General features: G+C 72.3%; 22 protein-coding genes. 7 read left to right on the top strand and 15 right to left on the bottom strand.

What is annotated here, in order from left to right:
* Positions 1-20 precede the first annotated feature (20 nt).
* Complete coding sequence (locus tag JOD95_RS11805; protein ID WP_209685078.1) at positions 21-563, top strand: hypothetical protein; 543 nt, start codon at positions 21-23, stop codon at positions 561-563.
* 40 nt (positions 564-603) lie between these two features.
* Here JOD95_RS11805 and JOD95_RS11800 read toward each other — a convergent pair whose 3' ends face one another.
* Positions 604-2595 (bottom strand): helicase HerA-like domain-containing protein, encoded by a 1992-nt coding sequence (locus JOD95_RS11800; protein WP_209685077.1) that lies wholly within the window; start codon positions 2593-2595, stop codon positions 604-606.
* A 68-nt stretch (positions 2596-2663) separates the two neighbouring features.
* Complete coding sequence (locus JOD95_RS11795; RefSeq protein ID WP_200884101.1) at positions 2664-3920, bottom strand: multidrug effflux MFS transporter; 1257 nt, start codon at positions 3918-3920, stop codon at positions 2664-2666.
* A gap of 283 nt (positions 3921-4203) precedes the next feature.
* On the opposite strand from JOD95_RS11795, the gene JOD95_RS11790 reads away from it, so the two are divergent.
* Entirely contained in the window at positions 4204-4785 is a 582-nt protein-coding gene (locus JOD95_RS11790) for a TetR/AcrR family transcriptional regulator (protein WP_066655190.1), read from the top strand.
* 91 nt (positions 4786-4876) lie between these two features.
* Here JOD95_RS11790 and JOD95_RS11785 read toward each other — a convergent pair whose 3' ends face one another.
* The 5 genes from JOD95_RS11785 to JOD95_RS11765 form a co-directional block, all read right to left on the bottom strand.
* Positions 4877-5446 carry a substrate-binding domain-containing protein gene (locus JOD95_RS11785; RefSeq protein ID WP_209685075.1) on the bottom strand — a complete coding sequence of 190 codons (570 nt, stop codon included), beginning with the start codon at positions 5444-5446 and terminating at the stop codon, positions 4877-4879.
* A 47-nt stretch (positions 5447-5493) separates the two neighbouring features.
* On the bottom strand, positions 5494-6879 hold the full coding sequence (locus JOD95_RS11780) for an MFS transporter (protein WP_209685074.1): 1386 nt from the start codon (positions 6877-6879) through the stop codon (positions 5494-5496).
* Positions 6880-6996: 117 nt separating this feature from the next.
* Positions 6997-8142, bottom strand: a complete 1146-nt coding sequence (locus tag JOD95_RS11775) for a cystathionine gamma-synthase (protein WP_209685072.1) — start codon at positions 8140-8142, stop codon at positions 6997-6999.
* Between the two features lie 129 nt (positions 8143-8271).
* The gene (locus JOD95_RS11770; protein ID WP_209685071.1) at positions 8272-9636 is read right to left on the bottom strand and encodes a cystathionine beta-synthase; all 1365 of its coding nucleotides are present in this window, start codon (positions 9634-9636) and stop codon (positions 8272-8274) included.
* A gap of 10 nt (positions 9637-9646) precedes the next feature.
* Positions 9647-11548, bottom strand: a complete 1902-nt coding sequence (locus tag JOD95_RS11765) for an ABC transporter ATP-binding protein (protein WP_209685273.1) — start codon at positions 11546-11548, stop codon at positions 9647-9649.
* A gap of 127 nt (positions 11549-11675) precedes the next feature.
* Between JOD95_RS11765 and JOD95_RS11760 the strand changes: the two genes are divergently transcribed.
* Both JOD95_RS11760 and JOD95_RS11755 read left to right on the top strand, forming a co-directional pair.
* Entirely contained in the window at positions 11676-13100 is a 1425-nt protein-coding gene (locus JOD95_RS11760; protein WP_209685069.1) for an APC family permease, read from the top strand.
* Between the two features lie 187 nt (positions 13101-13287).
* Positions 13288-14211: a hypothetical protein gene (locus JOD95_RS11755; RefSeq protein WP_209685068.1), complete on the top strand. Its 924-nt coding sequence runs from the start codon at positions 13288-13290 to the stop codon at positions 14209-14211.
* Between the two features lie 183 nt (positions 14212-14394).
* On the opposite strand, the gene rplL is transcribed toward JOD95_RS11755, so the two are convergent.
* From rplL to JOD95_RS11735, 4 genes are all read right to left on the bottom strand, one after another.
* The gene (gene rplL, locus JOD95_RS11750) at positions 14395-14778 is read right to left on the bottom strand and encodes a 50S ribosomal protein L7/L12 (RefSeq protein ID WP_066655204.1); all 384 of its coding nucleotides are present in this window, start codon (positions 14776-14778) and stop codon (positions 14395-14397) included.
* Between the two features lie 51 nt (positions 14779-14829).
* On the bottom strand, positions 14830-15345 hold the full coding sequence (gene rplJ / locus JOD95_RS11745) for a 50S ribosomal protein L10 (RefSeq protein ID WP_058727460.1): 516 nt from the start codon (positions 15343-15345) through the stop codon (positions 14830-14832).
* 266 nt (positions 15346-15611) lie between these two features.
* Entirely contained in the window at positions 15612-17060 is a 1449-nt protein-coding gene (locus JOD95_RS11740) for a cell wall metabolism sensor histidine kinase WalK (RefSeq protein WP_209685066.1), read from the bottom strand.
* Complete coding sequence (locus JOD95_RS11735; protein ID WP_144411339.1) at positions 17057-17797, bottom strand: response regulator transcription factor; 741 nt, start codon at positions 17795-17797, stop codon at positions 17057-17059. The genes JOD95_RS11740 and JOD95_RS11735 overlap by 4 nt, the downstream gene beginning before the upstream one ends.
* A gap of 167 nt (positions 17798-17964) precedes the next feature.
* Between JOD95_RS11735 and JOD95_RS11730 the strand changes: the two genes are divergently transcribed.
* From JOD95_RS11730 to JOD95_RS11720, 3 genes are read left to right on the top strand one after another with little or no spacing between them, the layout of a single operon-like run.
* Positions 17965-18975, top strand: coding sequence for an acyl-CoA dehydrogenase (locus tag JOD95_RS11730; RefSeq protein ID WP_209685065.1), 1011 nt, complete (start codon positions 17965-17967; stop codon positions 18973-18975).
* Complete coding sequence (locus JOD95_RS11725; RefSeq protein ID WP_307810432.1) at positions 18972-20321, top strand: bifunctional PIG-L family deacetylase/class I SAM-dependent methyltransferase; 1350 nt, start codon at positions 18972-18974, stop codon at positions 20319-20321. The genes JOD95_RS11730 and JOD95_RS11725 overlap by 4 nt, the downstream gene beginning before the upstream one ends.
* Positions 20318-21049 carry a glycosyltransferase family 2 protein gene (locus tag JOD95_RS11720; protein WP_307810431.1) on the top strand — a complete coding sequence of 244 codons (732 nt, stop codon included), beginning with the start codon at positions 20318-20320 and terminating at the stop codon, positions 21047-21049. Before JOD95_RS11725 ends, JOD95_RS11720 begins: the two co-directional genes overlap by 4 nt.
* A 145-nt stretch (positions 21050-21194) precedes the next feature.
* On the opposite strand, the gene JOD95_RS11715 is transcribed toward JOD95_RS11720, so the two are convergent.
* The 4 genes from JOD95_RS11715 to JOD95_RS11700 all read right to left on the bottom strand — a co-directional run bounded on the left by JOD95_RS11715 (position 21195) and on the right by JOD95_RS11700 (position 25649).
* Entirely contained in the window at positions 21195-22196 is a 1002-nt protein-coding gene (locus JOD95_RS11715) for a biopolymer transporter Tol (RefSeq protein WP_209685061.1), read from the bottom strand.
* Between the two features lie 153 nt (positions 22197-22349).
* The gene (locus tag JOD95_RS11710) at positions 22350-23189 is read right to left on the bottom strand and encodes a carbohydrate ABC transporter permease (protein WP_066655221.1); all 840 of its coding nucleotides are present in this window, start codon (positions 23187-23189) and stop codon (positions 22350-22352) included.
* A complete protein-coding gene (locus JOD95_RS11705; protein ID WP_200884102.1) occupies positions 23182-24177 on the bottom strand; it encodes a carbohydrate ABC transporter permease in 996 nt (331 codons plus the stop codon). The genes JOD95_RS11710 and JOD95_RS11705 overlap by 8 nt, the downstream gene beginning before the upstream one ends.
* Before the next feature lie 170 nt (positions 24178-24347).
* A complete protein-coding gene (locus JOD95_RS11700) occupies positions 24348-25649 on the bottom strand; it encodes a sugar ABC transporter substrate-binding protein (RefSeq protein WP_209685059.1) in 1302 nt (433 codons plus the stop codon).
* Between the last annotated feature and the right edge of the window lie 123 nt (positions 25650-25772).

Below are 25772 nucleotides of genomic sequence, written 5' to 3'. Positions count from 1 at the left end.
TCCGGTCGACCGTCCTCAGCGTGGTCTGCTCCGCCGTCCCCCTCGCCGTCGCGCTCGTCTGGGCCTCGCTGCCGGAGCGCTGGTGGGTCCTCGTCGCCGGGCTCGTCGTCGCCGTTGCCGTGCTGGTCGGGGTCCTCTTCGTCCGACTCGGTCAGGCCTTCCTCGGCATCGACGCCGACGTCGTCGCCCTGAACGCGGTCCTCACCCCGAACCGTCGCATCGCCCGCGAGCGGATCGACCGGCTGGTCGTCACCCCGACGTACGGCGCGTCGCCCGACCGCACCACGCGTGAGCTCCTCGCGTTCGACGCCGACGGCACGCACCTCTTCCGGCTGCGCGGCGACGTCTGGGGCGACGACGCCCTCGACCGCGTGGTCGAGGTGCTGGGCGTGCCGGTCGAGCACGAGCGCCGACCGGTCCACGTCCGCGAGGCCACCCGCCGCTGGCCCACGAGCCGCACCTGGTACGAGCGCCGCGGGGGCGTGCTCGCGGTGGGCGCGGCGACCGCGTGCATCGTCGCCGGCCTGCTCGCCGTCGAGACCGTCGGCCTCCTGACCCGCTGAGACCGGCCGGGGCGACGCGCGGCACCGCGCCGGCAGCAGCTCAGCGGCGGCGGCGGAGCGTCGAGAAGATGCCCCGGACGACCTCCTTCGCGATGGTCTGCCCGAGGCCGTTCCCGAGCAGTCCGCCGAGCGGGTCGTCCGCAGTGCGCCCGGCCGAGCGCGACGTCCGTGTCGACGTCGATCGCGACCGGCGACCCGCCGCTGCCCGCTCCGCGCGTTCGAACTCGCGCTGCGTCCGCTCGTACTCCGCCTGTGCGGCCTTCCGCTCGCGCTCGTCCCGCGCAGCCTGCGCGGCCGCCTCCTTCGCCGCCGCCGTGGCGGCGCGCGCAGCCTCCTGCTCGGCGTCCGCCTGCGCCTGCGCTGCGGCGGCGTCCGCGGCGGCGGACTCCATGCGGGCGGCCAGGAGCTCACGCGCCGACTCGGGGTCGACGGTGGTGCCGTACCGGGCGAGGAGCGGGGACGAGGCGACCAGCGCCTCCAGGACGTCCGACGGCAGCGCGTCCATCGATCCCTGCGGCGCGCGCAGACGGGTCCACGCCACCGGCGTGGGTGCGCCGTCCTCGTTCATCACCGTCACGACCGCCTCGCCGGTCGCCAGCGAGGTCAGGACCTCCCCCAGGTCGTAGTCACTCGTCGGGTACGTCGACACGGTCGCCCGCAGTGCCTTCGCGTCGTCCGGCGTGTGGGCACGGAGCTGGTGCTGCACCCGCGAGCCGAGCTGTGCGAGCACGTCGTCGGGCAGGTCCTTCGGCGTCTGCGTGACGAACACGATGCCGACACCCTTCGAACGGATGAGCCGCACGGTGCGGACGACCTGCTCGCGGAAGTCCTTCGACGACCCCGAGAAGAGCAGGTGCGCCTCGTCGAAGAAGAACACGAGCGCCGGCCGGTCGGTGTCGCCGACCTCGGGGAGTTCGTTGAACAGGTCGGCGAGCAGCCACATCAGGAACGTCGAGAACACCTCGGGCCGGTCCTGCACGCCCGGCACCTCGAGCAGGCTCACGATCCCGCGGCCGTCCGGGGCGGTGCGCAGGAACGCACGGGTGTCGATCTCGGGTGCCCCGAAGAAGCGGTCCGCACCCTGGTCGGCGAAGGTCACCAGCTCGCGCAGGATCACACCGGCGGTCTGCTTCGACAACCCGCCGAGCTCCGCGAGCTCCGCCTTGCCCTGGTCGCTCACCAGGTGGGTCAGCACGGCGCGCAGGTCCGACAGGTCGACGAGCGGCAGTCCGGCGCGTTCGGCGTGGTGGAACACCAACCCCAGCGAGGACTCCTGCGTCGCGTTGAGGCCGAGCACCTTGGCCAGCAGGAGCGGGCCGAACCCGGAGACGGTCGCCCGGATCGGCACACCGGTGCCCTGCCCGCCGAGGGAGTAGAACTCCACCGCACTCGCGACGCCCCGCCAGTCCTGGCCGATCGCCTCGGTGCGAGCGAGGAGCTTCTCGTCCGGCTGCCCGGCCACGGCGAGCCCGGACAGGTCGCCCTTGACGTCGGCCGCGAACACGGGGACGCCGTTCGCGGCGACCTGCTCCGCGAGCAACTGGAGCGTGCGGGTCTTGCCCGTGCCGGTGGCACCGGCCACGAGGCCGTGCCGGTTGAGCATGCCGAGCGGGATCCGGACCTGGACGTCGGGCAGCGGGCGACCGTTGACGAGGGCACCGAGCTCCAGGGCGGTGCCCTCGACGGCGTACCCGGTGCGGATCGCGTCGACGGCCTCCGGCCCGAGGGGGCCGGACTGCGGTGCGCTCGGCGGTGTGGTCGGCGCGGTCGTCGCCTCCGGCGTGGTGGTCGCGTCGAGCGGCGCGCGGCCCGGAGGCTCGGTGGCTGTCCCCGGTGTCGTCCCGCCTGCGGCCGTGCTCGCGTCGGGCTCCCCGGTCGCCTCCGGTACCGCGCTCGCGTCGGCCGCGCGGCTGAGCGCCGCCGCGAGCTCCTCGGCCCGACGAGCCGCCTCGTCCGCCAGCCGCCGTGCCTCCTCGGCCGCCGCCTGCGCCGCTGCTGCCGCTGCCCGTGCCTGCTCCACCGCGTCGGTCATGTCCGCAGCCTACGGACGCGTCGACCCTCCGGTCCGCTCGTCGTGACGACGTCCGGCTGTGCGACGTGTCAGTGCGAGAGCGCCGGCACGGTCCGCGGCCGGACGACCACCCAGAGCACCACGACGGCGACCGCCGCCGTGCATGCCATGACGCTCGCCATGGGTGTCGCCGCGGTGATGCCGAGCCACCCGACGATCGGCGAGACGAGCCCGGCGACCCCGAAGTTCAGTGCGCCGAGGAGCGACGCGGCGGTGCCGGCCTCCTTCCCGTGCGCGGCGAGACCGATCACCTGGACGAGCGGGAACGTGAACCCGCAGGCCGCGATGAAGAACCACAGCGGTACGAGGACCCCGACCAGGCCCGCACCGAGCTGGTCGAGCACGACGATCGCGACGGCGGACACGAACAGCGTCGCCGTCGAGCAGGCGAGGATCCACTGCGGGCCGACCCGCTGCGCCAGGCGCGAGGACACCTGCACGCCGACGACGACGCCGATCGAGTTCACGGCGAAGAGCAGGCCGTACTGCTGCGCGTCGAGGCCGTAGACCGTCTGGAACAGGAACGGCGACGCCGACAGGTACGAGAAGAGCCCGCTGAAGACCATCGCCCCGATGAGCGCGACGCCGACGAAGATCCGGTCGGAGAGCAGGGCCTTGTAGCGCTGCCCGATCGTCGAGTGGCCGGCCTCCTTCCGCCGGGCCGGCGGCAGGGTCTCGACGATGAGCAGGGACGACGCGATGACGACTGCTGCGCCGTAGCACGCGAGGAACACGAAGACGCCGCGCCAGCTGACGAACTGCAGCATCTGCGAGCCGATCAGCGGCGCGAGGATCGGCGCGAGGCCGTTCACCATCGCCAGGCGCGAGAGCATCCGGACGAGGGGCTTGCCGCCGAACAGGTCGCGCACGGTGGCCATCGCGACGACACCGCCGGCCGCGGCCCCCATGCCCTGCAGGACGCGGAAGAGCGCGAGCACCTCGACGTTCGGTGCGAGCGCTGCGCCGACCGACGCCGCGACGTGCACCGAGGTGGCGATGATGAGCGGCAGACGCCGGCCGACCTTGTCGCTCCAGGGCCCGACGAGCAGCTGCCCGACCGCGAACCCGAGCGTGGTCGCGGTGAGCGTGAGCTGCACCGCACCCTCGCTGATCCCGAACTCGCGCTCGAGCGACGGGAACGCCGGCAGGTACAGGTCGATGGTGAACGGCCCGAGCGCGGTGAGCGCGCCGAGCACGAAGACGTAGACGAGGCGCTGCCGCCGGGTGAGCGAGTCACCGGGGTGCAGCACGACGCGGAGCGAGCCGGTGGTGGCGGGCGCGGTCACGAGCGGTCCTTCACAGGGGGTCGGGTGCAGGAGAGACGGGATCGGGGCCGGTCGCCGTCGACGTGGTGGACGTCAGGACCGACCGAGCAGGACCGGGGCGGATCGACTCGAATCGATTCGGCCCCGGAACCATCCTACGGGCTGCGTGAGCGCTCTCGCGACGCCCCGACCGCAACGCGTCCGTCACTCTGCGCTCCTCGTCCAGTCCGCGCGGTCGCCGTGCGGTAACGTCGGACTGCTCGACAGCCGCCTCGTGCGGACGGAACGAAGAGGGGGTGGTGTCGTGGTCGACGCCCGGATCGTGCACACCACGGCAGCACTGCGCGAGGCGGTCCTCCGGCTCGCAGCCGACCGCCCGGTCTCCGCCATCACGGTCGCCGACGTCACGCGCGCAGCCGGCATCAACCGCGCCACGTTCTACTCGCACGCCGTCTCGCCCGGATCGCTCCTGGCCGACGTGCTGACGCCCGAGCTCGACCGCATCCGCGAGGAGGACGTCGAGGCCCGCCGGACCGCCTCCGCCCGCGGGGCCGGCGAGGACGAGCTCGCCGCCATCACGCGCCGGGGCATCGACGCCGTCGTCGAGCACGTCGTGGCCCACCGCGACATCTACGCCCGCGGGTTGCCGGACACCGAGGACGCATCCCTCCACCGCCTGCTCGTCCAGCACTTCACGGTGTCGAGCGCGCAGCACATCCGCGAACTCGACCCCGCGTCACGCCCGCCCCTGCTCGACGACGTCGCAGCCGGGTTCGTGGCGCAGGGCTTCGTCGGTGCGATCGAGGCGTGGCTGGCCGGACCCCGACGCTCCCGGAGGTCCCTGGTCGAGACGATCACCCTGTCGTTCCCGGCCTGGTGGCACTGAGCCGAGCCGGCACACGGCCCCGATCCAGGCCCCGACCCCGACCCCGACGCCGAGCCGGGTCGCACTGATCGCGACGGTCCGGGTCCCGACGTCAGTCCCCGGCGCCGCTGCGCCCGCGGCGGTCCCCCGTGTCCGGCTGCTCGCCGCGCTGCAGCGACCGGACGACCTCGACCGCCGCCCGGGCGGTCGTCCCGGCATCCGCTGCCGCCGGCACGCGGTGGTCGGCGGAGACACCGTCACCGCCGGTCCCGCTCGCCGGGACCGACGCACCGACCGACACCACGACCACACCGGCGTCGTGCGCCGACTGCACCGCCTCCGCGAGCGCGTCGGCGTCGACGGCGTGCACGAGCAGCGCCTTCGCTCCCGCGCGGACGAGCGTGTCGACGGCACGGGCCTGCTCGGCCGCGGCGCCGGAGGACGGCACCACCCGGACGTCCGGGGAGAACCCGGCACGGTCGAGCCCGCGCTCGAGGTCCGCGGCGAGCGTGTCGTCCCCGGGCGCGAGCACCGCGCCGACCACGGCGTCGTCGGCGAACCCGCCGTCGGAGCTGGTGAGGTCGGTGCTGCGGACCGGGGTCGGCGCAGCGGTCGTCGGCCGCTGGCACCCGGTCAGGGCGAGGGACGCCGCCACGAGGACGGCGACGACGACGGTGCGCACCCGGTGACCTCCGCTCGATCCGGTGCCCCACGCTACCGCGGGGCGGGTCACTCGGCGCCGGGGGTCGGCGGTGCGGGCACGGGACCGAGGCGCCGGACCGCGACGATCCCGACGAGTGCGATCGCGGTCATCGCGACGAAGACGAGCGGGAACGACCAGTCGCCGTCGGCTCCCCCGCTGCCGACGAAGAGCAGGCCCGTGACGGCGAGGCCGACCACGCTGCCCGAGGCGTCGGCGATCGTCAGGGCCGAGCTCGCGAACCCGTCGTCGCCCTCGCCCGAGAAGCGGAGCGTCAGCATCGACAGCCGCGGGTACATCGCGCCCATGCCCGCGCCGCCGACGAACCACCCGGCCACGAGCAGCCACCACGGCAACCCCCACACCGCGACGGCGAGCGCGGCGAGCAGGCTGACGAGGACGAGCGTGAGTCCGGCGCCGAAGGTCCGCGCCGCGGTGAGCCGCTGCTCCCCGAGCCGACCGTGCAGCCAGCTCGCCCCGGCCCAGCTCAGGGCGGCCACGGTCAGCGCGAGCCCCGCCGCCGAGGCGCTGAGGCCGTGCCGTGCCTGCAGCAGGAAGGGTACGTAGGCCTCGCTGCCGAAGAACGCCGCCGCGACCAGGCCGCGCAACAGCACCACGGACGGCAGGCCCGCGGCCGCCCGGAAGGTCCCGGCCGGCAGGAGGGGCCGCAGCGCCGCCCAGGCGCCGACGACCCCGATGACGACGGCCACGACCCGTGCCCACGGACCGAGGTCCGGCGCGACGTTGAGCAGCAGGATCGCGAGCGCCGCCGCGACCGACCACGCGATGCGCCCCGCCTGCCACGGGGGTCGCCGCTCGACCGGCGGCGCGTGCAGGCGTGCCAGCGTCGGGACGAGGAGGGCGAACGCGACGACCGCGATGACGAGGGCGCCGGCGAAGACCCAGTGCCACCCCCACACCTCCGTCACGACCCCGGCGAGCGCCGGGCCGACGAGTGCCGGGACGACCCAGGCCGCGGCGAACCCGGCGAAGACCGGACCGTGCAGCTCGGCGGGGAAGATGCGGGCGACGAGCACGTAGAGCACGACGTCGATCGCACCGGCACCGAAGCCCTCGACCAGGCGACCGGCCAGGAAGACCTCCATCGTCGGCGCGGTCATCACGACGGCCGTCCCGACGGCGAAGAAGACCGCCGACACCCAGGCGACGACGCGGCCGCCCGAGCGGTCCGTCCAGGTCCCCGCGAGCACCATCCCGGGCACGCCGGCGGCGAGCGGGGCCGCGAACGCGAGCGCGTAGAGCGTCTGCCCGTCGAGGTCGCGGCTGATCTCCGGCATCACCGTCGTCATCGCGAGGTTCTGGAACGCTGCCACCCCGACGATGGCGACCATCCCCAGGGTCGCGAGCGCGTAGCGCCCGCTGAGGATCCCCGACCTCGTCGCCACACTGCTCACCGGGCCAGCCTAGGGGCGCGCACCGACGATCCGTCAGGTCCTGATGACGGACGGGAGGCTCCCCACCGGTCCGGTGGGGAGCCTCCCGTCCGTCACGTCTGCGTCAGCAGGCCGCGGTCACCGGGACAGTGCCTGCAGCACGTCCGCGACCAGGTCGCCCTGGTCCTCGATGCCGACCGACAGGCGGACGACGTTCTCCGGGACGGCGAGCTCGGTGCCCTTGACCGACGCGTGCGTCATCTCGCTCGGGTACCCGATGAGCGACTCGACGCCGCCCAGGGACTCCGCGAGCGTGAAGACCTCGGTGGACTCGACGAAGCGCTTCGCCGCCTCGGATCCGCCGGACAGGGCGACGGAGAGCATGCCGCCGAAGCCGCGCATCTGCTTCGCGGCGATCTCGTGTCCGGGGTGGTCGGCGAGACCGGGGTAGTACACCCGCTCGACGCCGGGCGCCGAGACGAGCGCCTCCGCCACGGCCTGCGCGTTCGACGAGTGCCGCTCCATCCGGACCGGCAGCGTCTTGATCCCCCGGGTCGTCAGGAAGGCGTCGAACGGCGACGCGATCGCGCCCGCGCCGAACTGCAGGAAACCGACCTGGTCCGCGAACCCGCGGTCCCGCAGGACGACCGCGCCGCCGACGACGTCGGAGTGCCCGCCGAGGTACTTCGTGGTCGAGTACGACACGGCGTCGGCGCCGAGCGACAGCGGCTGCTGCAGGTACGGCGACGCGAACGTGTTGTCGACGACGACCAGGGCGCCTGCGGCGTGACCGACCTCGGAGAGGAGCGCGATGTCCGCGATCTTCATGAGCGGGTTCGTCGGGGTCTCCACCCACAGCACCGTCTTCGCCGGGGCGCCCTCGAGCGCTGCACGGACCCGGTCGACGTCGCTCATGTCGACGACCACGAGGTCCACGCCCCACGGCACGTGCAGGCGGTTCACCAGACGGTGCGTCCCGCCGTACACGTCGTTGCCCATCACGACGCGGGCGCCGGGCTCGAGGTACGCGCGGAGCAGGGCGTCCTCGGCCGCCAGGCCCGATGCGAACGAGTACGCCGCGACGCCGCCGTCGAGGTCGGCGAGCAGGGTCTGCAGCGCGTCGCGCGTGGGGTTGCCGCCGCGGGAGTACTCGTAGCCGTTCCGCATGTTCCCGACGCCGTCCTGCACGTAGGTGCTCGTGACGTGGATGGGCGGGATGACGGCACCGGTCGTGGCGTCGGGGTCCTGGCCGGCGTGGACGGCGCGGGTGGCGAACTCGGTCATGCGCTGGGGTTCCTCGTGGGGTCGGGGTGGGGTCGGGGTGGGGTCGGTGCGGGCGGGCGCTCGGTGTCGGTGCGGGCGGGCGCTCGGTGTCGGTGCGGGCGGGCGCTCGGTGTGGGCGAGCGCTCGGTGTCACTCGGAGAGCGACGTGAGCAGGTCGTGCCGGGTCAGGACGGTGACGGGCTTGCCGTCGTCGACGACGAGCAGCGCGTCGACCGTCTCGAGCGCCCGGCGGGCTGCGGACAGCGATTCACCGATGCCGATGAGGGGCAGTGGGTCACCGACGAAGCCGCTCACCGCGTCGGTCATCGCGGCGGTGCCCGTGAAGACCTGCTCGAGCAGGTCCTTCTCGGCGACCGCACCGACGACCTCGCCGATCACGACGGGCGGTTCGGCGCTCAGCACGGGCATCTGCGAGACGCCGTACGTGGACATGATCTCCACCACGTCGCGCACGGTGTCGGACGGGTGTGCGTGCACGAGGTCGGGCAGTCGGCCGTCCTTGCCGGCGACGACGGAGCCGACCGTGCGGGCGTCGTCGGTCTCGGCGAAGCCGTAGGAGCGCATCCACCGGTCGTTGAAGATCTTGCCGAGGTAGCCACGGCCGCCGTCGGGCAGCAGCACCACGACCACGTCGTCCTCGGTCAGGTCGCGTGCGGCCCGCAGCGCCGCGACGACGGCCATGCCGCTCGACCCGCCGACGAGCAGCCCTTCCTCGCGCGCCAGCCGTCGGGTCATCGCGAAGGACTCGGCGTCGGTGACGGCGAGGATCTCGTCGGGGACGCCGGCGTCGTACGCGCCGGGCCAGAAGTCCTCGCCGACGCCCTCGACCAGGTACGGCCGACCGGTGCCGCCCGAGTAGACGGAGCCCTCGGGGTCGGCGCCGACGATCCGGACGCGTCCGTCGGAGGCCTCCTTCAGGAAGCGGCCGGTGCCCGAGATGGTGCCACCGGTGCCGACGCCGGCGACGAAGTGCGTGAGCCGACCGTCGGTGTCGCGCCAGATCTCCGGACCGGTCGTCTCGTAGTGGCTCCGGGGACCGTTCGGGTTCGCGTACTGGTTCGGCTTGTAGGCGCCGGGGATCTCCCGCACCAGGCGGTCGGACACCGAGTAGTAGGACTCGGGGTGCTCCGGCGGGACCGCCGTCGGCGTCACGACGATCTCGGCGCCGTAGGCCGTGAGCACGTTGCGCTTGTCCTCGCCGACCTTGTCCGGCAGCACGAAGACGCAGCGGTACCCGCGCTGCTGGGCGACGAGCGCGAGGCCGACACCGGTGTTGCCGGAGGTCGGCTCGACGATGGTGCCGCCGGGTCGCAGCTCGCCGGAGGCCTCGGCCGCGTCGATGATCCGCGTGGCGATGCGGTCCTTCGACGAGCCGCCCGGGTTGAGGTACTCCACCTTCACCAGGACGGTCGCCCGGATCCCCTCGGTGACACGGTTCAGTCGGACGAGCGGGGTGTCACCGACCAGGTCGACGACGGAGTTCGCGTAACGCACGCGGCCGAGTCTAGGTGGCCGGCTCGGCCGTCGGCTGGGTTGCGACGAACGATGTCGACGTCTGGTCCTGCTGGTGGAACAGCGAGGCGTAGACACCGCCGCGCGCGAGCAGTTCGTCGTGGTCGCCCCGCTCGACGATCCGCCCGTGGTCGAGCACGAAGATGACGTCGGCCTCGCGGATCGTGGACAACCGGTGCGCGATGGCGATGGTGGTGCGCCCGGCTGCCGCGGTGTCGAGCGCGGTCTGCACGACGTGCTCGGAGATCGAGTCGAGCGCGCTCGTGGCCTCGTCGAGCACCAGGACGGGTGGGTCCTTCAGCAGCACGCGGGCGATGGCGATGCGCTGCTTCTCGCCGCCGGACAGTCGGTAGCCCCGCTCCCCCACGACGGTGTCGTACCCGTCCGGGAACGAGGCGATGGTCTCGTGGATGTTCGCCGCGCGTGCGGCGCGCTCGAGCTCCTCGTCGGTCGCGTCCGGCTTCGCGTACCGCAGGTTGTCGCCGATGGAGGCGTGGAACAGGTACGTCTCCTGGCTCACGATGCCGACGTGGCGCATCAGGTCCTCGTGCTCCAGGTCGCGCACGTCGGCTCCGGCGAAGCGCACGGTGCCCGAGGACGCCTCGTACAGTCGTGGCACCAGGTACGAGATGGTCGTCTTCCCCGCACCCGACGGCCCGACGAACGCGGCGAACTGCCCGGGCTCGAGCTCGAACGAGACCCCGCGGAGCGTCGGCTTGTCCGGTTCGCCGTCCGGGTAGGTGAAGGAGACGTCCTCGAACGCGACGTGCCCCACGCGCGACGCGTCGACACGCTGCGCGTCGGGGGCGTCGGTGATCGCCGGGCGCAGGTCGAAGTACTCGAAGATCCGCGCGAACAGCGCGCCGGACGTCTGCAGGTCGAGCACGACGCGGAGCAGTCCGACGGTCGGGAAGAGCAGGCGCGACTGCACCGTGGTGAACGCGACGATCGTGCCGGCCGTGATCGGGACGTCGCCGACGATCAGGAGGGCCGCGACCACGTAGATGACCGCGGGGATGATCGACAGGAAGACCTGGACGATGGCGAAGAACCACTGCCCGGACATCTGCTGCCGGACCTGCAGCTGGATCTGGTTGCGGTTCTCGTCCCCGTAGCGCCGGGTCTCGCTGCGCTGCTGGGTGAAGCTCTTGGCGAGCAGGATGCCGGAGACGCTCAGGGCCTCCTGGGTGATCGCGGTCATGTCCGACAGCGACTCCTGCGTCTGCGCGGCGATCCGGGCGCGGACCTGGCCGACCCGGCGCTGGGCGATGACGAGCAGCGGCAGGAGCACGACCGCCACCAGGGTCATCTGCCAGCTGAGCAGCAGCATCGCCACGACCGCCGCGATGACCGTGACGGTGTTGCCGAGCACCGACGAGATCGTGTTGTTGAGGACGCTCGCGACGCCGCCGACGTCGTTCTGCAGGCGCGACTGGATCACGCCCGTCTTCGTCCTCGTGAAGAACGCGAGCTCCATCCGCTGCAGGTGCTCGAACAACCGCATGCGCATGGCGCCCATGACCTCGTTGCCCACCGTCGCCGTCAGGTACGTCTGCCAGATCCCGACGCCGGCGCTCGCGATCCAGAGCGCGATCATCGCGCCGACGAGCTCGAGGAGCACGGGCAGGTCCGGGCGACCCGAGGGCGGGAAGAGCCCCCGGTCGAACGCCTGCTGGGTGAGGAGCGGCGGGATCACCGAGAGTGCCGCACCGACGAGCACGAGCACGACGGTCACCACGATCGCGCGGCGGTGCGGCACGAACAGCCCCGCGATGCGCCGGAGCAGGTGCGGGATCCGTGGCGCCTCGGCGTTGGCGGCCCGCTGCGCGGCGGCGTCGCCGCTCGAGATCCGCCCGCCACCGCGGGGCCCACCCCCGCGCATCCCGTGGCCCATGCTCATGGCACCAACGTATCCCCGGCGGCGGACACGGGCGGCGGGCTCCGCCGTGGGCGTATTTGACCCCGTTCAGGGGCCGTGCGACCATCGTCCGTCCCCTTCCCCGCGCCGATCACGAGGTCCCATGACGTCCGCGCCCTCCCGCCCCACGTCCCTCCGTCACCAGCTCGCTCGCCGGAAGCCGATCGAGCAGCTGCAGGCCGAGGCCGCGGCGGGCGTCGACGGCGAGCCGCTCCGCCGCTCGCTCGGCGTCTGGCACCTGACGATGATCAGCGTCGGGGCGACGCTCGGCACCGGCATCCTCGTCGTGCTCGGGACGGCCGTGCCGCTCGCCGGTCCGGCCGTCTGGATCTCGTTCGTGCTCGCGGGCGTGGCCGCACTGCTCTCCGCGCTGTCGTACGCCGAGATGGCCGGCGCCGTGCCGACCTCGGGGTCGAGCTACTCGTACACCTACGCCACGATGGGCGAGGGCATCGCCTGGGTCTGCGGCTGGTGCCTCGTGCTCGAGTACGCGGTCTCGGTCGCCGCGGTCGCGGTCGGCGCCAGCGAGTACGTCGACGAGACCCTGCGCGTCTTCGGGCTGCACCTGCCGGCCGCGATCGCCGCTCCCCCCGGCGACGGTGGTGTGGTGAACCTGCCGGCGGCGGTGCTCGTCCTCCTCGCGATGGCCGTGCTGCTGCCCGGTGCCCGCGAGAGCGCCTGGGTGAACACGCTCATGGTCGTGGTGAAGATCGCCCTGCTCGTGTTCTTCGTGGTCGTCGCGTTCACGGCCTTCTCGTCCCAGAACTTCGCGCCCCTCGCGCCGATGGGGGCCGCCGGTGTGACCGCCGCCGCGTCGCGGTTGTTCTTCTCGTACATCGGCTTCGACGCCGCATCGACCGCCGGCGAGGAGGCGAAGGACCCCCGCCGCGACCTGCCCCGCGCGATCATCGGGTCCATCGTGATCGTCACGACGCTGTACATCCTGGTCGCGATCGCCGCGATCGGTGCCCGCCCGTGGACGTCGTTCTCGTCCGACGAGGCCTCGCTCGTCCGCATCGTGGTCGACGTCACCGGGCAGCCGGTCGTCGCGCTCGTCTTCTCGATCGGTGCGGTGATCGCCATCGCGAGCGTGGTGCTCACGGTGCTCTACGGCCAGACCCGCATCCTGCTGACCATGGCGCGCGACGGCATGGTGCCGCCGGTGTTCGGTCGGGTCTCGCCCCGGACGGGCACCCCCGTGCCGAACACGCTCATCGTGGGTGTCGTCGTCGCCGTCGGCGCAGCGCTCGTCCCCCTCGGCGAGCTGGCCGACGCGACGAGCATCGGCACCCTGGTGGCCTTCGCCCTCGTCAACGTCTCCGTGATCGTGCTCCGACGCACCCGCCCGGAGCTCGAGCGGTCGTACCGGGTTCCGCTGTTCCCGGTCGTCCCGGTCCTCGGCACGCTCTGCTGCGTGCTCCTCGCGGTCTTCCTCGGCGCCGGCACCTGGATCGCGTTCGGCCTGTGGATGCTCGCCGGCGCGGTGCTCTACCTGGCCTACGGCCGCCGCCGCAGCACCCTGCGCTGACGCGCCCGCGCCCGCGCCCGCCCCGCCCCGAGACTCGGCCCCGCGGACACTTTCGCACCCGATCACCCACGAACGTGTCCGCAGGAGCGAGTCTCACGCTCCATCCACACGTCCCCACGAACGCAGCAGGACCCACAGATCGCCTCCCGCGCCGCTTGTTCCGCAGTGGGAGCCCGACAGTGGAGGTGTGCGACACCACCGAGAACGACCCACCCTGCTGCGCGCCGACGGTGACGACTCACGCGCGCGGACCCTCCGCCGGCAGCACCGCGCTGGCCTCCTCGTCCGGCTCCGCGCCGGCACGTACCTGCCTCGCACGTCCTGGGTCGAGCTCGATGAAGCCGACCGGCACCTCGTCCGCATCTGGGCGGTCGCGCCGGCCGTAGCCACCGGAGCTGCGTTCTCGCACGTGTCCGCCGCACTCGTGCACGGCTGGCCCCTGGTCGGCCCGGCACCCGAGCGCGTCCACGTGACGGTACCGGGGGCCGAGCGCACCGTCCACCGGGCCGGCCTCGTCCTCCACGCGTCCGGTGGCACGCAGGTGCGCCTGGCCCCGGCTCGCCTCGACGGCGTCCCGGTCACGGACCTGGTGACCACGGCATCGACGGTCGCGACCTCGCTGCCCGTGCACGTGGCTGCCGTGGCGATCGACGGGGCGGTGCGCGCCGGTACGCTGAGGCCGTCCGAGCTCGCCACGGCGCTCCCGCCCGGCCCTGCGCGTGGATCTCGACGAGCGCAGACCGTGCTGCGGGCGCTCGACGCTCGGCACGAGACCGCCGGTGAGTCCTACACGGCCGTCCGGCTGGTCGAGAGCGGCATCGACCGGGTGGTACCGCAGCACGAGTTCCGCCACGACCACGTCGTCGACCGCGTCGACTTCTGGCTCCCGGACAGCGGGACGGTCATCGAGTTCGACGGGAAGGTCAAGTACACCGACCCGACGATGCTCGCGGGCCGAGACCCGGGTGAGGTCGCCTGGGCGGAGAAGCGCCGGGAGGACCGACTCCGGCAGCGGAGCGAGGTGCGGACCGTCATCCGCGTGACGTGGTGGCACCTGGAACGACTGGATCGTTTCCAGGGCCTCCTCCGGGCGCACGGGCTGGTGCTGTGAGACGAGACTCAGCCCCGCGGACAACTTCGCGGCAGGTGAACCACGAATGCGTCCGCGAGGCCGAGTCTCGCGAAGCGGACCGCCCGCCGGACCGCCCGCCCGACCGCCGGCAGCGCGCCCCGCGCACGACGAAGGCCGCCGCCCCGAGGGGCAGCGGCCTTCGCGAAGAGCAGTACGCAGTACTTACGCGAGCTCGATCGTGGCGCCGGCGGCCTCGAGGGCCTCCTTCGCCTTGTCGGCCGTCTCCTTGTTGACACCCTCGAGGATCTTGGCGTCGGCGGTCTCGACGAGCGCCTTGGCCTCGCCCAGGCCGAGCGACGTGAGGCCACGGACCTCCTTGATGACCTGGATCTTCTTGTCACCGGCCGACTTGAGCACGACGTCGAACTCGGTCTTCTCCTCGACCTCCTCGGCGGGGGCAGCAGCGCCACCGGCCGCGGCGACCGCGACGGGGGCAGCAGCGGTGACCTCGAAGACCTCCTCGAACTTCTTCACGAAGTCCGAGAGCTCGATGAGCGTGAGCTCCTTGAAGGCCTCGATGAGCTCGTCCTGCGAAAGCTTCGCCATGATTTTCTCCTACTACTAGCTAGTACGTGTGGTTGATGAACGCGTGCCTGGTCAGGCCGCGGACTCCTGCTTCTCGCGAAGGGCGTCCACGGTGCGGACGGCCTGCGAGAGGGGTGCCTGGAACAGGTACGCAGCACCGAACAGCGAGGCCTTGAAGGCGCCGGCGAGCTTGCCGAGCAGCACTTCGCGGGACTCGAGGTCAGCGAGCTTGTCCACCTCGGTCGCGGTGAGCGGGTTACCGTCGAAGTAACCGCCCTTGACCACGAGCTGAGGGTTCGCCTTGGCGAATGCACGCAGCGACTTCGCGACGGCGACGGTGTCACCGTGGACGAAGGCGAGAGCGGACGGACCGGCGAGCTCGTCGTCGAACGAGGTGATGCCGGAGTTGTTCGCCGCGATCTTGGTCAGCGTGTTCTTCACCACGGCGTACGTGGCGTGCTCACGGATCGAGTTGCGGAGCTCCTTGAGCTGCGCCACCGTGAGACCGCGGTACTCGGTGAGCAGAACGGCGTTCGAGCTCTGGAATGCTTCCGTGAGCTCGGCGACCGCAGCTTCCTTGTTCGCCATGGTTCTCCTTGGGGTTCTTGCCGGCTAGCCCCTGGTCACCACACGAAAAAAGCTCCGGCGCAGAGGCTCGGAGCTGCTCCCCCGCGAACGGGAGGAGTGGATCTGAACACCTGCGCTGGCTGCCCCACGAGTGAGGACCTTCGGTCTGTGCGCGAGCGCACAGACGACCGGCGGTCTTTGGCTTCGACGAAGGTACCACAGGATCCGACGGTGACCAAGCGCCGGACGGGAGGCGCGGGGCGGCGCCGCCACGTTCCTCCAGACCGTCAGGCGGTCGGCGTCACCGTGCCGGACGCGACCGCCGGCCGCGTGGCCGGCAGGTGCACCGTGAACACCGTGTCGCCGGGTCGGCTCGTGACCGCCACGCTGCCGCCGTGCGCCTGCACGACCGCGTCGACGATGGCCAGGCCGAGGCCCGTCGACCCGGCGCTCCGCGACCGTGAGCTGTCGGCCCGGGCGAACCGTTCGAAGAGCTTCGGCAGGAACTCCGGGTCGATGCCCTGCCCGTCGTCGCGCACGGTCAGGTCGACGCCGTCGGCGCCGGGTGCGATACCGACCGTGATGCGGGTGCCCTCCGGGGTGTGCGTCCGGGCGTTCGTGACGAGGTTCACGACCACCTGGTGGAGTCGGGCGGCGTCACCGGGCACGACCACGGGTTCGTCCGGCACGTCCACCGCGATGACGTGGTCCGGCGACGCGGCGTGGGCGTCGTTGACCGCGTCGAGCACCAGACCGGTCAGGTCGACGTCGGCGAACTGGACCTCGCGGCCCTCGTCGAGGCGGGCGAGCAGGAGCAGGTCCTCGACCATGCTCGTCATGCGCTCCGACTCCGACTCGATCCGGCTCATGGCGTACACGACGTCCGGCGGCAGGTCGGCGCCCATCCGTCGGGTCAGCTCGGCGTACCCGCGGACCGACGCGAGTGGGGTGCGGAGCTCGTGCGAGGCGTCGGCGACGAACTGCCGGACCTTCTGCTCCGAGCGCTCCCGGGCCTGCATGGCGCCCGCGATGTGTCCGAGCATGCGGTTGAAGGCGGTCCCGACCCGGCCGACCTCCGTCCGTGGGTCGGTGTCGGGGACGCGGACGCCGTCGAGTGCGTCGCTCCGTTCGAGCGGCATCCGGGCGACGGACGACGCGGTCTCGGCCACGCGCTCGAGCGGGCGGAGCGAGCGGCGCACCACGACCGCGGCGACCCCGGTCGCTGCGAGCAGGGCGAGGGCGGTGACCACGAGCACCACGCCGAAGAGCTTCCAGACGCTCTCGTACACGGGCGCCATCGGCAGGCCGACGACGAGGACCGCGGACCCGAGCGACACCGCGGTGACCCGGTAGCGGCCGAGGTCGGTGCCCAGGTCGACGGTCTGGGCCGAGCCGTCGACGGTGACGTCCCCGAGCGGCCGCACGGCGGAGGACGCCAGCCGGTCGACGTCGCCGGCGTTGTCGAGCACGCTGCCGACGACGGCGTTGCCGTTCAGGAAGTAGGCCGTCAACGTGCCGGCCGACTGCCCGCTCGGTCGACCGATCTCGAGCCCGGGGCCGCCCGGTCCCTGCTGCTCGACCGACCGCTGGGCGCGCGTCGTCGCGAACGAGAGCTGCTCGTCGATCGCCGCCCGCTGGATCGAGAACAGCGCGATGATGCTGCCCGCCCCGATCACCGTGCTGAGCGCGACGACGATCGCGACGATGCTCAGGACGAGTCGTCGTCGGAGCGTCACGAGGTCGGCTTGATGACGTACCCGACGCCGCGCACCGTGTGGATCATCGGGGTCTCGCCGGCGTCGATCTTCTTGCGCAGGTAGGAGATGTAGATCTCCACGACCGAGCTCTTGCCGCCGAAGTCGTACGACCACACCCGGTCCAGGATCTGCGCCTTGGAGAGCACCCGCCGAGGGTTGCGCATGAGGAAGCGGAGCAGCTCGAACTCGGTCGCCGTGAGCTCGATGGACCGACCGGCGCGGGACACCTCGTACGACTCCTCGTCGAGCACCAGGTCGCCGACGACGATGCGGGAGTCACCGGCCTCGGACACCGAGATCTGCGAGCGACGGATGAGCCCACGGAGGCGCGCCACGACCTCCTCGAGGGAGAACGGCTTGGTCACGTAGTCGTCGCCGCCGGCGGTCAACCCGGTGACCCGGTCCTCGACGGAGTCCTTCGCGGTGAGGAACAGCACCGGGGTGTCGTCGTTGTTCTGCCGGAGCCGACCGAGCACCTGCAACCCGTCGAGGTCGGGCATCATCACGTCGAGCACCATCGCGTCGGGCTGCCACTCACGGGCCGTGGCGAGGGCCTGCTGACCGCCGTTCGCGCTCCTGACGTCCCAGCCCTCGTAGCGCAGCGCCATCGACAGCAGGTCGGTGAGGCTGGCCTCGTCGTCCACGACGAGGATGCGCAACGGCGTGCCGTCGGCGCGGGTGAGGCGGGGGGCTGCTGCGGGCTGGGAGATCGTCACGTCAACGAGGATCGGTGTGGTTCCTATGAGCCGTCTGTGGGGCAGCCCTCCTCGTCCTGTGGATCGTCCGACCGGTCCCGGGGCTCGTCGACGCTTCCCGAGCAGCCGCCCGGGGAGTCGCCCGTAGCGTCGGCACCATGCTGCGATCCCCGGCCTGGCCTCCGTCCGTGACGGACGTCGACACCGCGGACGTCGAGGCGGCGGCCGGGAGGACCGGCTCGTCCCCGCAGGACCGGCTCGCCTTCGCACGGTGGCTGGCCGACACCGCTCCGCCCCTGTCCGCAGGATCCGCCGGCGGCGCGTTCGCGGCCCTCGCCGCGGTCGCCGCCGCCGACGTCGCGCTCGCCCGCACCGTCGAACCGCACCTCGACGCGCTCGGCATCCTCGCCCAGGCCGGTTCGGCCGCCCCGGAGGGCTCGACCTGGGGCGTCTTCGCGGCCGAGGCGCCGGGGACGACGCTCACCGCGACCCCTGACCCCGCCGACGGTCCCGACGCCGTCCGGCTCGACGGGACGAAGCCCTGGTGCTCGCTCGCGTCGACGCTCTCGCACGCGCTCGTCACCGCGCACGTCGGTGACGACCGGCAGCTGTTCGCGGTCGACCTGCGACAGGACGGTGTCACGGCGCACGACGATGCCTGGGTCGCGCGCGGGATGCCCGACGTCCCGAGCGGCCCGGTCGACTGCACCGGCGTCCGGGCGACCGCGGTCGGCGCACCCGGCTGGTACCTCACCCGCCCGGGCTTCGCGTGGGGCGGCATCGGCGTCGCGGCCTGCTGGTGGGGCGGAGCCGTCGGGCTCGCCCGGCTGCTGCGGTCCGCGGCGGCGGCCCGACCCGACGCCGAACTGCTCCGGGCAGCGCTCGGCGCGACGGTCCTCGACCTCGCCGACGCCGAGGACGCCCTGGCGACCGCCGCCGCCCGGACCGACGCGGCCGGGTCGGACGACGACACCGACTGGTCGCTCGTGGCGCAGGTCACGCGGTCGCGGGTCCGTCGCGCGGTCGACGCCGTGTCGCAGCGCGTCGTCGCGACGCTCGGCCCCGCCCCGCTGACGAGCGACCCCGCGGTCGCCGCACGGGTCGCCGACCTCGGGCTCTACGTGCTGCAGGACCACGGGGAGCGCGACCTCGCCCGGGTCGGACGCATCGTCACCGAACGCGGCGGTGTCGCGTGGTGAGCTTCGACCACCGCGAACCCGGGACCGATCCCGCGGCGTGGACGGCGTTCCTCCACTCGGTGCCCGCGGTGCCGGTCGACCTGCACGGTGTCGGCTCGGTGGTCGTCGTCGCGCCGCACCCCGACGACGAGACCCTCGGCGCCGGTGGCCTGATCGCGACGGCCGCGGACGCCGGCATCCCCGTCCACGTGCTGCTCGTCACCCGCGGCGAGCGCTCGCACCCGGACTCCCCCACGGTGACACCCGCCGAGCTCGCGCCCCGTCGCGCCGCCGAGTTCCGGGCCGCGCTGCGCGTGCTGCACCCGACGGCCGGCGCGACCGAGCTCGACGTGCCCGACGGCGCGGTGCGGGAACACGTCGACGTGCTGCGCGCCGCACTCGAGCACCGTCTCGCCGGGGCGCCGCGTCCGACGCTCGTCGTCGCGCCCTGGCGCGGGGACGGACACCGCGACCACCGGATCGCCGGCGAGGTCGCGGAGCAGGTGGTCGACGCGACGCCGGGCACCGACCTGCTCGCGTACCCGGTGTGGGCCTGGCACTGGGACGACCCGGCTGCTCCGACCGCACCGTGGGACCGGGCCCGCACGCTCACCCTCGACGCGGACGTCCGTGACCGGAAGGCCCGGGCGCTGGCCGCCTACCCGTCGCAGACGCTGCCGTTGTCGGCAGCACCCGGGGACGAGGCGATCGTCGACGACCGTCACGCGGCGCACCACCTGCGGGTCGAGGAGTGGCTGTTCGCGCCGGTGCGGTCGCGCTCCGGGGACTCCTTCGACGCGCACTACGCGCGGAAGCCCGAGGGGTGGGACTTCGACGGCTCCTGGTACGAGCAACGGAAGCGCGCCGTCACCCTGGCCGCACTCCCCCGCCCCCGCTTCCGGTCGGCGCTCGAGCTCGGCTGCGCGACCGGCGTGCTCACCGCGGCCCTCACCGAGCGCGCGGACGCGGTCCTCGGCACGGACGTCGCTGCCGCCGCGATCGAGCGGGCGGAGCGACGCGCACCGGGCGCCCGGTTCGAGACCGCCGCGTTCCCCGCCGAGTGGCCGGACGGCCGGTGGGACCTGGTGGTGCTCTCCGAGGTCGGCTACTACCTGTCACCGGACGACCTCGACCGCACCGTCGACCGGGTGCTCGAGACGCTCGACGACGACGGCGTGCTCGTCGCCTGCCACTGGCGCCACCCGGACGACGACGCGGTGACCGACGGCGACACGGTGGACGCGCGGCTGGCCGCCCGCTGGCCGCGGCCCGCACTCGTCCGGCACGTCGAGGAGGACTTCGTGCTCAGCGTGCTGCCGGGACCCGCCGTCACCTCGGTCGCCCGGGCCGAGGGGCTCGTCCGGTGAGCGCCACCCGCATCGACGTCGTCGTCCCGGTGCACGACGAGGAGACCTCCGTCCGCGCCGCCCTCGACGCACTGGCGACCGCCGTCACGTCACTCCGCGACGCGCACCCGTCGACCCGGGCCGCCGTGACGCTCGTCCTCGACGGCTGCACGGACGGTACGGCCGGCATCGTCGAGACGGCGCGGCAGGCGGACCCCGTGTGGCGGACGGGTCGCCTGCACGTCAGGACCTCGTCGCGCGTCGGCGTGGGTCGCGCGCGGGCACTCGGCACCGCGCACGCGAGGACCCTCGCCCGGGCGACCCCGCCCGGCCGGCACTGGTTCGCGCACACCGACGCCGACTCGCGCGTCCACCCGGACTGGCTCGTGCAGCAGGTGGACGCCCTGCTCGCCGGAGCGCACCTGCTCGTCGGCGCGGTCGTCCCCGACCCGGACGACCTCGACCCCGCGGTGCTCGACCGCTGGCGGGCGGCACACCCGCCCGGGGCGACCCTCGGGCACGTGCACGGCGCGAACCTCGGCGTGCGGGCGGACGCCGACACCGCGTTGGGCGGCTTCGACCCCGTGCCCGAGCACGAGGACGTCCGGCTGGTGGACCGGGCACGGGCACTCGGGCTCGACGTCCGGGCGACGACCGAGCTCCCGGTGGTCACGAGCGGACGCTTCGCCGGCCGGACCCCCGGTGGGTACGCGGAGCACCTCCGTCGCACCTACGGCGACGCCGGCTGACCCGCCCCTCCGGCCCCCGCCCGCCCCTTCCGCGGAACGCAACGTCGGCGGCTGCCCGCACGGCGACACCGCTGCGAGCAGTCGCCGACGTTGCGTCGTGCGGTGAGGGTCTGCGCGGACACTCCCGCGGAGCGGCCCGACGCGCTCAGGTGACGGGGTAGTCGCAGTACGCGAACCAGCGCGAGTCGGGCGACCACGGCGGGACGTTGACGGTCCCCTGGCCGCCGTCGAGCGCGACGAGGGTCTCGGGCACGACGGCGATCCGCGCGCCCCGAGCCAGGACCCCGGGCAGCAGCCGCAGCTCGACCCGGTGGTCGGCGGGGTGCCCCTGCACGCCGGGGCCGTACGACAGGTAGAGCAGGTGCGCGCCGTCCGGGGACAGGTGCGGGAACCAGTTCACGCGGTCGTCGGCGGTGATCTGCACGGGACCGCCCGCACCGCCGTCGCCCACACCGCCGTCGCCCGCAGCGCCGTCGCCCGCTGCGCCGTCGCGGGCCCCGAGCCGGAGCGACGCGAGCTGCGTGGTGCCCGGTGTGAAGCGCTCGGTGTTGAACAGGACGGTGGCGCCGTCCGGCGTGATCGCGCACCCGTCGTCCGGGTGGGGGTCCCGCGTGAGGAAGGTCGTGTCGCCGGACGCTGCGTCGACGAGGGCGACGTCGGTCGTCCAGACCCCCTCCGGCGTGCGCTCCCCCACGATCGCCGCGAGGGTCGAACCGTCGGGCGCGATGCCGTGCAGGTAGTACTTCCGGACCACCGGCAGCACCGCGGCGGTGTCGGTGATGCGGACCGCCGACCCGCCCTCGGGCAACGGGACCCGGTACAGCTCGCCGTCGCGGGCGCTCACCACCACGGAGTCGCCGCCGGGGTCGAGCACGTGGTCGTTGTTGATCTCGTCGACGCCCGGCATCGGCACGCGGACGAGAGCGGTCTCGTCGAGCACCGTGTCGCTGCCCGTCGCCGGCGGGGTCAGGAGCCAGAGGTCCCCGTCCCCGTTCAGCACGAGCGTGCCGTCGTCGCGCACGTTCGGCGCCTCGACGAGCACCCGGTCCGACGAGAACACGAGCCTCGACGTCCGGGTCTCGACGTCGTACACGTGCACCCGGCTGCTCTGCCCCGGCAGCAGCTGCCGTCCTCGCGTCCCCGTCATCTGTCCATCCTGTCGCATCGGACCACGCACCGACGAGACTCGGCCCGGCGGACAGTTCCACGGGCGAAGTCCCGCGAAACTGTCCGCCGAGCCGAGGCTCGGGTAGGCCGGCCGGGCCCGCCAGCCGAGCCCGGCCGGGCCGGCCGGGAGCGCCTACTTCACCGCACCCGCGGTCAGACCGGCCACGAACTGGCGCTGCACGATGAGGAACGCCACCACGACCGGGATCGAGACGACGAGCGACGCCGCCATGATCTGGTTCCAGTACACGTTCGTCTGCGTGGAGTACTGCTGCAGACCGTTCGCGAGCAGCTGCCCGTCGCCGTTCGTCATCACCGAGGCGAAGAGGACCTCGCCCCACGCGGTCATGAACGAGTAGATGCCGACGGCGACGAGACCGGGTCGCGCCGAGGGCAGGATGACCCGGAACAGCGCGCCCATCGGGCCGGAGCCGTCGACCATCGCGGCCTCGTCGAGCTCCCGCGGGATCGTCTCGAAGTACCCGGACAGCATCCAGATCGAGAACGGCAGCGTGAACGTCAGGTAGGTGATGATCAGGCCGAGCCACGACCCGACGAGCTGGATGCCGAGCGCGTTGCCGAGGTTCGTGAAGATGAGGAACAGCGGCAGCAGGAACAGCACGCCCGGGAACATCTGGGTGGAGAGCACCGCCGTGGTGAAGGTGCTCTTGCCCTTGAAGTTCCAGCGCGAGACACCGTACGCGGCGAACGTGGCGATGATCAGCGAGAACAGCGTCGCGATCGTGCAGACCACGAGCGAGTTCACGAAGTACTTCGCCAGCGGCACCGTCGACCACATGTCGATGAACGGCTGGAGGGTGATGTTGGTCGGGATCCACGTGAAGTTGTCCTGCACGTCGCCGAGCGGCTTCATCGCCGTGGTGATCATCACGTAGAGCGGGACGACCGTGAACAACGTCAACAGGACGATCGTGACGACCTTGAAGGACTTGGCGCCCATTGTTTCACGCACGGACGGACCTCCGGTTGGTCACGGCCAGGTAGATGCCCGTGACGATGAGCAGGAAGATGAGGAGCAGCACGCTCATCGCGGCGCCGGAACCGAAGTTCCAGGTGATGAACGACGCGTTGTAGATGTGGAAGCTGAGCAGGTCGGCGGCCGGCGGTTGCGCGGTCGAGCCGAACAGCACGTACGGCGTGTTGAAGTCGTTGAACGTCCAGAGGAACATCACGAGCACGAGCGTCACGTTGACCGGACGGACCATCGGCAGCGTGATGGAGCGCCACTGGCGGAAGGGCTTCGCACCGTCCACCGACGCGGCCTCGTACACGTCGTTCGGCACCGACTGCAGGCCCGCCATGAGCATGAGGAACGCGAACGGCCAGGTCTTCCAGATCGCGACGACGACGACCGAGACGAACGCGTTCGAGCCGATCAGCCAGAACGGTCCCTGCCCACCGAAGAGTCCGAGCTGGTCGACGAGGACGTGGTTCACGGCACCCGAGTCCCGCTGGAACATGAACTTCCAGGTGATGATGCCGGCGTACATCGGCAGCGCGTACGGCACGAGGAAGAGCGTGCGGAAGAGCCCGCGGCCCTTGAAGGGCTTCTGCAGCGCGACCGCCGCAGCCATGCCGAAGGTCCACGCCAGCGCGACGACGATGACCGTGTAGCCGCAGGTGATGAGGAACGAGTTGAGGACGCCCTTGCCGATGGCCTGGTCGAAGTCGATGGCGACCGAGTAGTTCCGCAGCCCGGCGAAGGGCGCGGCTCCCCAGTTCGCGATGAAGTACTTGGTGAGCTGCACGAACGAGATCCAGATGCCGGTGAGCATCGGCACGATGTGGATGAGCAGCTCGAAGAGGACCGCCGGCGCGACGAGCGCGTACGGCAGCCAGTGGCGCTTCGGCTTCCGACCCGGCTGCGGCCCCGACAGGGTCGGTGCCTTCGTGTGGGTCAGGTCGATGCGCTCGGAGTCGGGCAGGACCGAGGTGGTCATGGGTGGGGGCCTTCCGGCAGGAGGGGGATCGGTGCTTCGCGCGGGTCCGTGGCAGCGGACGGGAGGCGCGGCGTGCGTGAGCCGATGCGCTCACCCCCGGCACGGAGCCGGGTGTGGAGGGGCGAGGCCCGGGGCGCGTCCTGCGGACGCACCCCGGGCCTCCCGGCCGACTAGCCGACCGACTGCGAGACCTGGTCCTGCGCGGTCTGCAGGGCCGTCTTGATGTCGCTGTCGGACACCGTGCCGCCGGTCGCGATCTTGGCGAACATGTCGTTCATCGCCTTGCCGACCGTCGACTCGAACTGGTCCTCGGCGGGCACCAGCGGGAGCGGCTTCGCCTTGTTGTTGTAGATGTCGAGGAACGTCTTCGTCTGCTCGTCGGAGACCGAGTCGGCAGCCGAGGCGAGCACCGGCAGGGCCGAGTACGGCTTGTCGAGCGTCGTCTGGGTGTCCTCGCTCGTCATGTACTTGACGAACTTCAGCGCACCGTCCTTGTTCTTCGTGTTCTTGAAGATCGACAGGTTGATGCCGGCGGGGAAGGAGGCGATGTCCTTCGCGCCCTCGGGTGCCGGGAAGGGCACCACGCCGAAGTCGTCGGCGGACATGCCGTTCGACGTGATCGTGGCGTTGGCGTTGTTCTGCGTCAGCATCATCGCGGCCTTCTTGTTCGCGAAGTCCGACACCGCCTGCGTGCCGTTGTCGTACTGCGCGTTCGAGGTGTTGACCGCCTTGTCGGACTGCATCAGGTCGAGGTAGCGCTTGATGCCGTCGACGTTCGCCTTCTGGGTGAAGGTCGGGTTGCCGTCCTCGTCGAACCACTCGCCGCCGTTCTGCGCCGAGTTGATGAAGGCGAAGTGCGCGTTCTCGGTGTACGAGCCACCGGCGATGGTGAAGCCGTACTTGCCGTCGGTGGTGAGCTTCTTCGCGTCGGCGGTCAGCTCCTCCCACGTGGTGGGTGCCTCGAGGCCGGCGTCCTTGAACATCTGCTTGTTGTAGTACAGGCCGTAGGCGAGGCCGTAGAGCGGGACGCTCGTGACGGTCTTGCCCGGAGCACCACCGGTGGACAGCGCGACCTTGCCGAACTTGTCGGCACCGCCGATCGCTTCCATCTCCGAGTCACCGAACTCCTGGAAGGCGCCGGTGGCCTGGAGCGACGTCGCCCAGGTGTTGCCGATGTTGACCACGTCCGGGCCCTGGCCCGAGGTGACGGCGGTGGTGATCTTCGTCTGCAGGTCGTTCCAGCCGATGACCTGGAGGTCCACCTTGATCCCGGTCTCCTTGGTGAACTTCTCGAGGACGGGGGTGAGCACCTCCTTGTCGTTCTGCAGGGACGTGCCCTGGTTGGACGCCCAGTACGTGAGCGTCTTCGAGTCGCCGGAGGAACCGGACGACCCGGAGGAGCAGGCCGCCAGGCCGGTCACGGTGAGTGCCGCGGCCGCGGTGATGGCCAGTGCGCGGATGGCAGTGCGCATGACTCTCTACTTTCTCGTCGTTGAGATGGTGCGAAGGGGTGTACGTGTCGGGTGCTGCTGTGTGCGTGCCGGTCGACGTCGCCGTCACCGGCGTGCGGGGTCGTCCCGATGCCCTGCCCGGGT

Origin of the sequence: Curtobacterium sp. 1310, assembly GCF_017834105.1 — a bacterium.
In the GTDB taxonomy this organism is placed as follows: domain Bacteria; phylum Actinomycetota; class Actinomycetes; order Actinomycetales; family Microbacteriaceae; genus Curtobacterium.
This window is presented reverse-complemented; position numbering and strand designations above follow the sequence as displayed.

What these genes read in the sequence shown, in the direction of transcription:
- JOD95_RS11800 (WP_209685077.1), bottom strand. Translation starts at nt 2,595, where the DNA reads ATGACCGACGCGGTGGAGCAGGCACGGGCAGCGGCAGCAGCGGCGCAG.
- JOD95_RS11775 (WP_209685072.1), bottom strand. Translation starts at nt 8,142, where the DNA reads ATGACCGAGTTCGCCACCCGCGCCGTCCACGCCGGCCAGGACCCCGAC.
- JOD95_RS11765 (WP_209685273.1), bottom strand. Translation starts at nt 11,548, where the DNA reads ATGGGCCACGGGATGCGCGGGGGTGGGCCCCGCGGTGGCGGGCGGATC.
- JOD95_RS11760 (WP_209685069.1), top strand. Translation starts at nt 11,676, where the DNA reads ATGACGTCCGCGCCCTCCCGCCCCACGTCCCTCCGTCACCAGCTCGCT.
- rplL (WP_066655204.1), bottom strand. Translation starts at nt 14,778, where the DNA reads ATGGCGAAGCTTTCGCAGGACGAGCTCATCGAGGCCTTCAAGGAGCTC.
- rplJ (WP_058727460.1), bottom strand. Translation starts at nt 15,345, where the DNA reads ATGGCGAACAAGGAAGCTGCGGTCGCCGAGCTCACGGAAGCATTCCAG.
- JOD95_RS11715 (WP_209685061.1), bottom strand. Translation starts at nt 22,196, where the DNA reads ATGACGGGGACGCGAGGACGGCAGCTGCTGCCGGGGCAGAGCAGCCGG.
- JOD95_RS11705 (WP_200884102.1), bottom strand. Translation starts at nt 24,177, where the DNA reads ATGACCACCTCGGTCCTGCCCGACTCCGAGCGCATCGACCTGACCCAC.
- JOD95_RS11700 (WP_209685059.1), bottom strand. Translation starts at nt 25,649, where the DNA reads ATGCGCACTGCCATCCGCGCACTGGCCATCACCGCGGCCGCGGCACTC.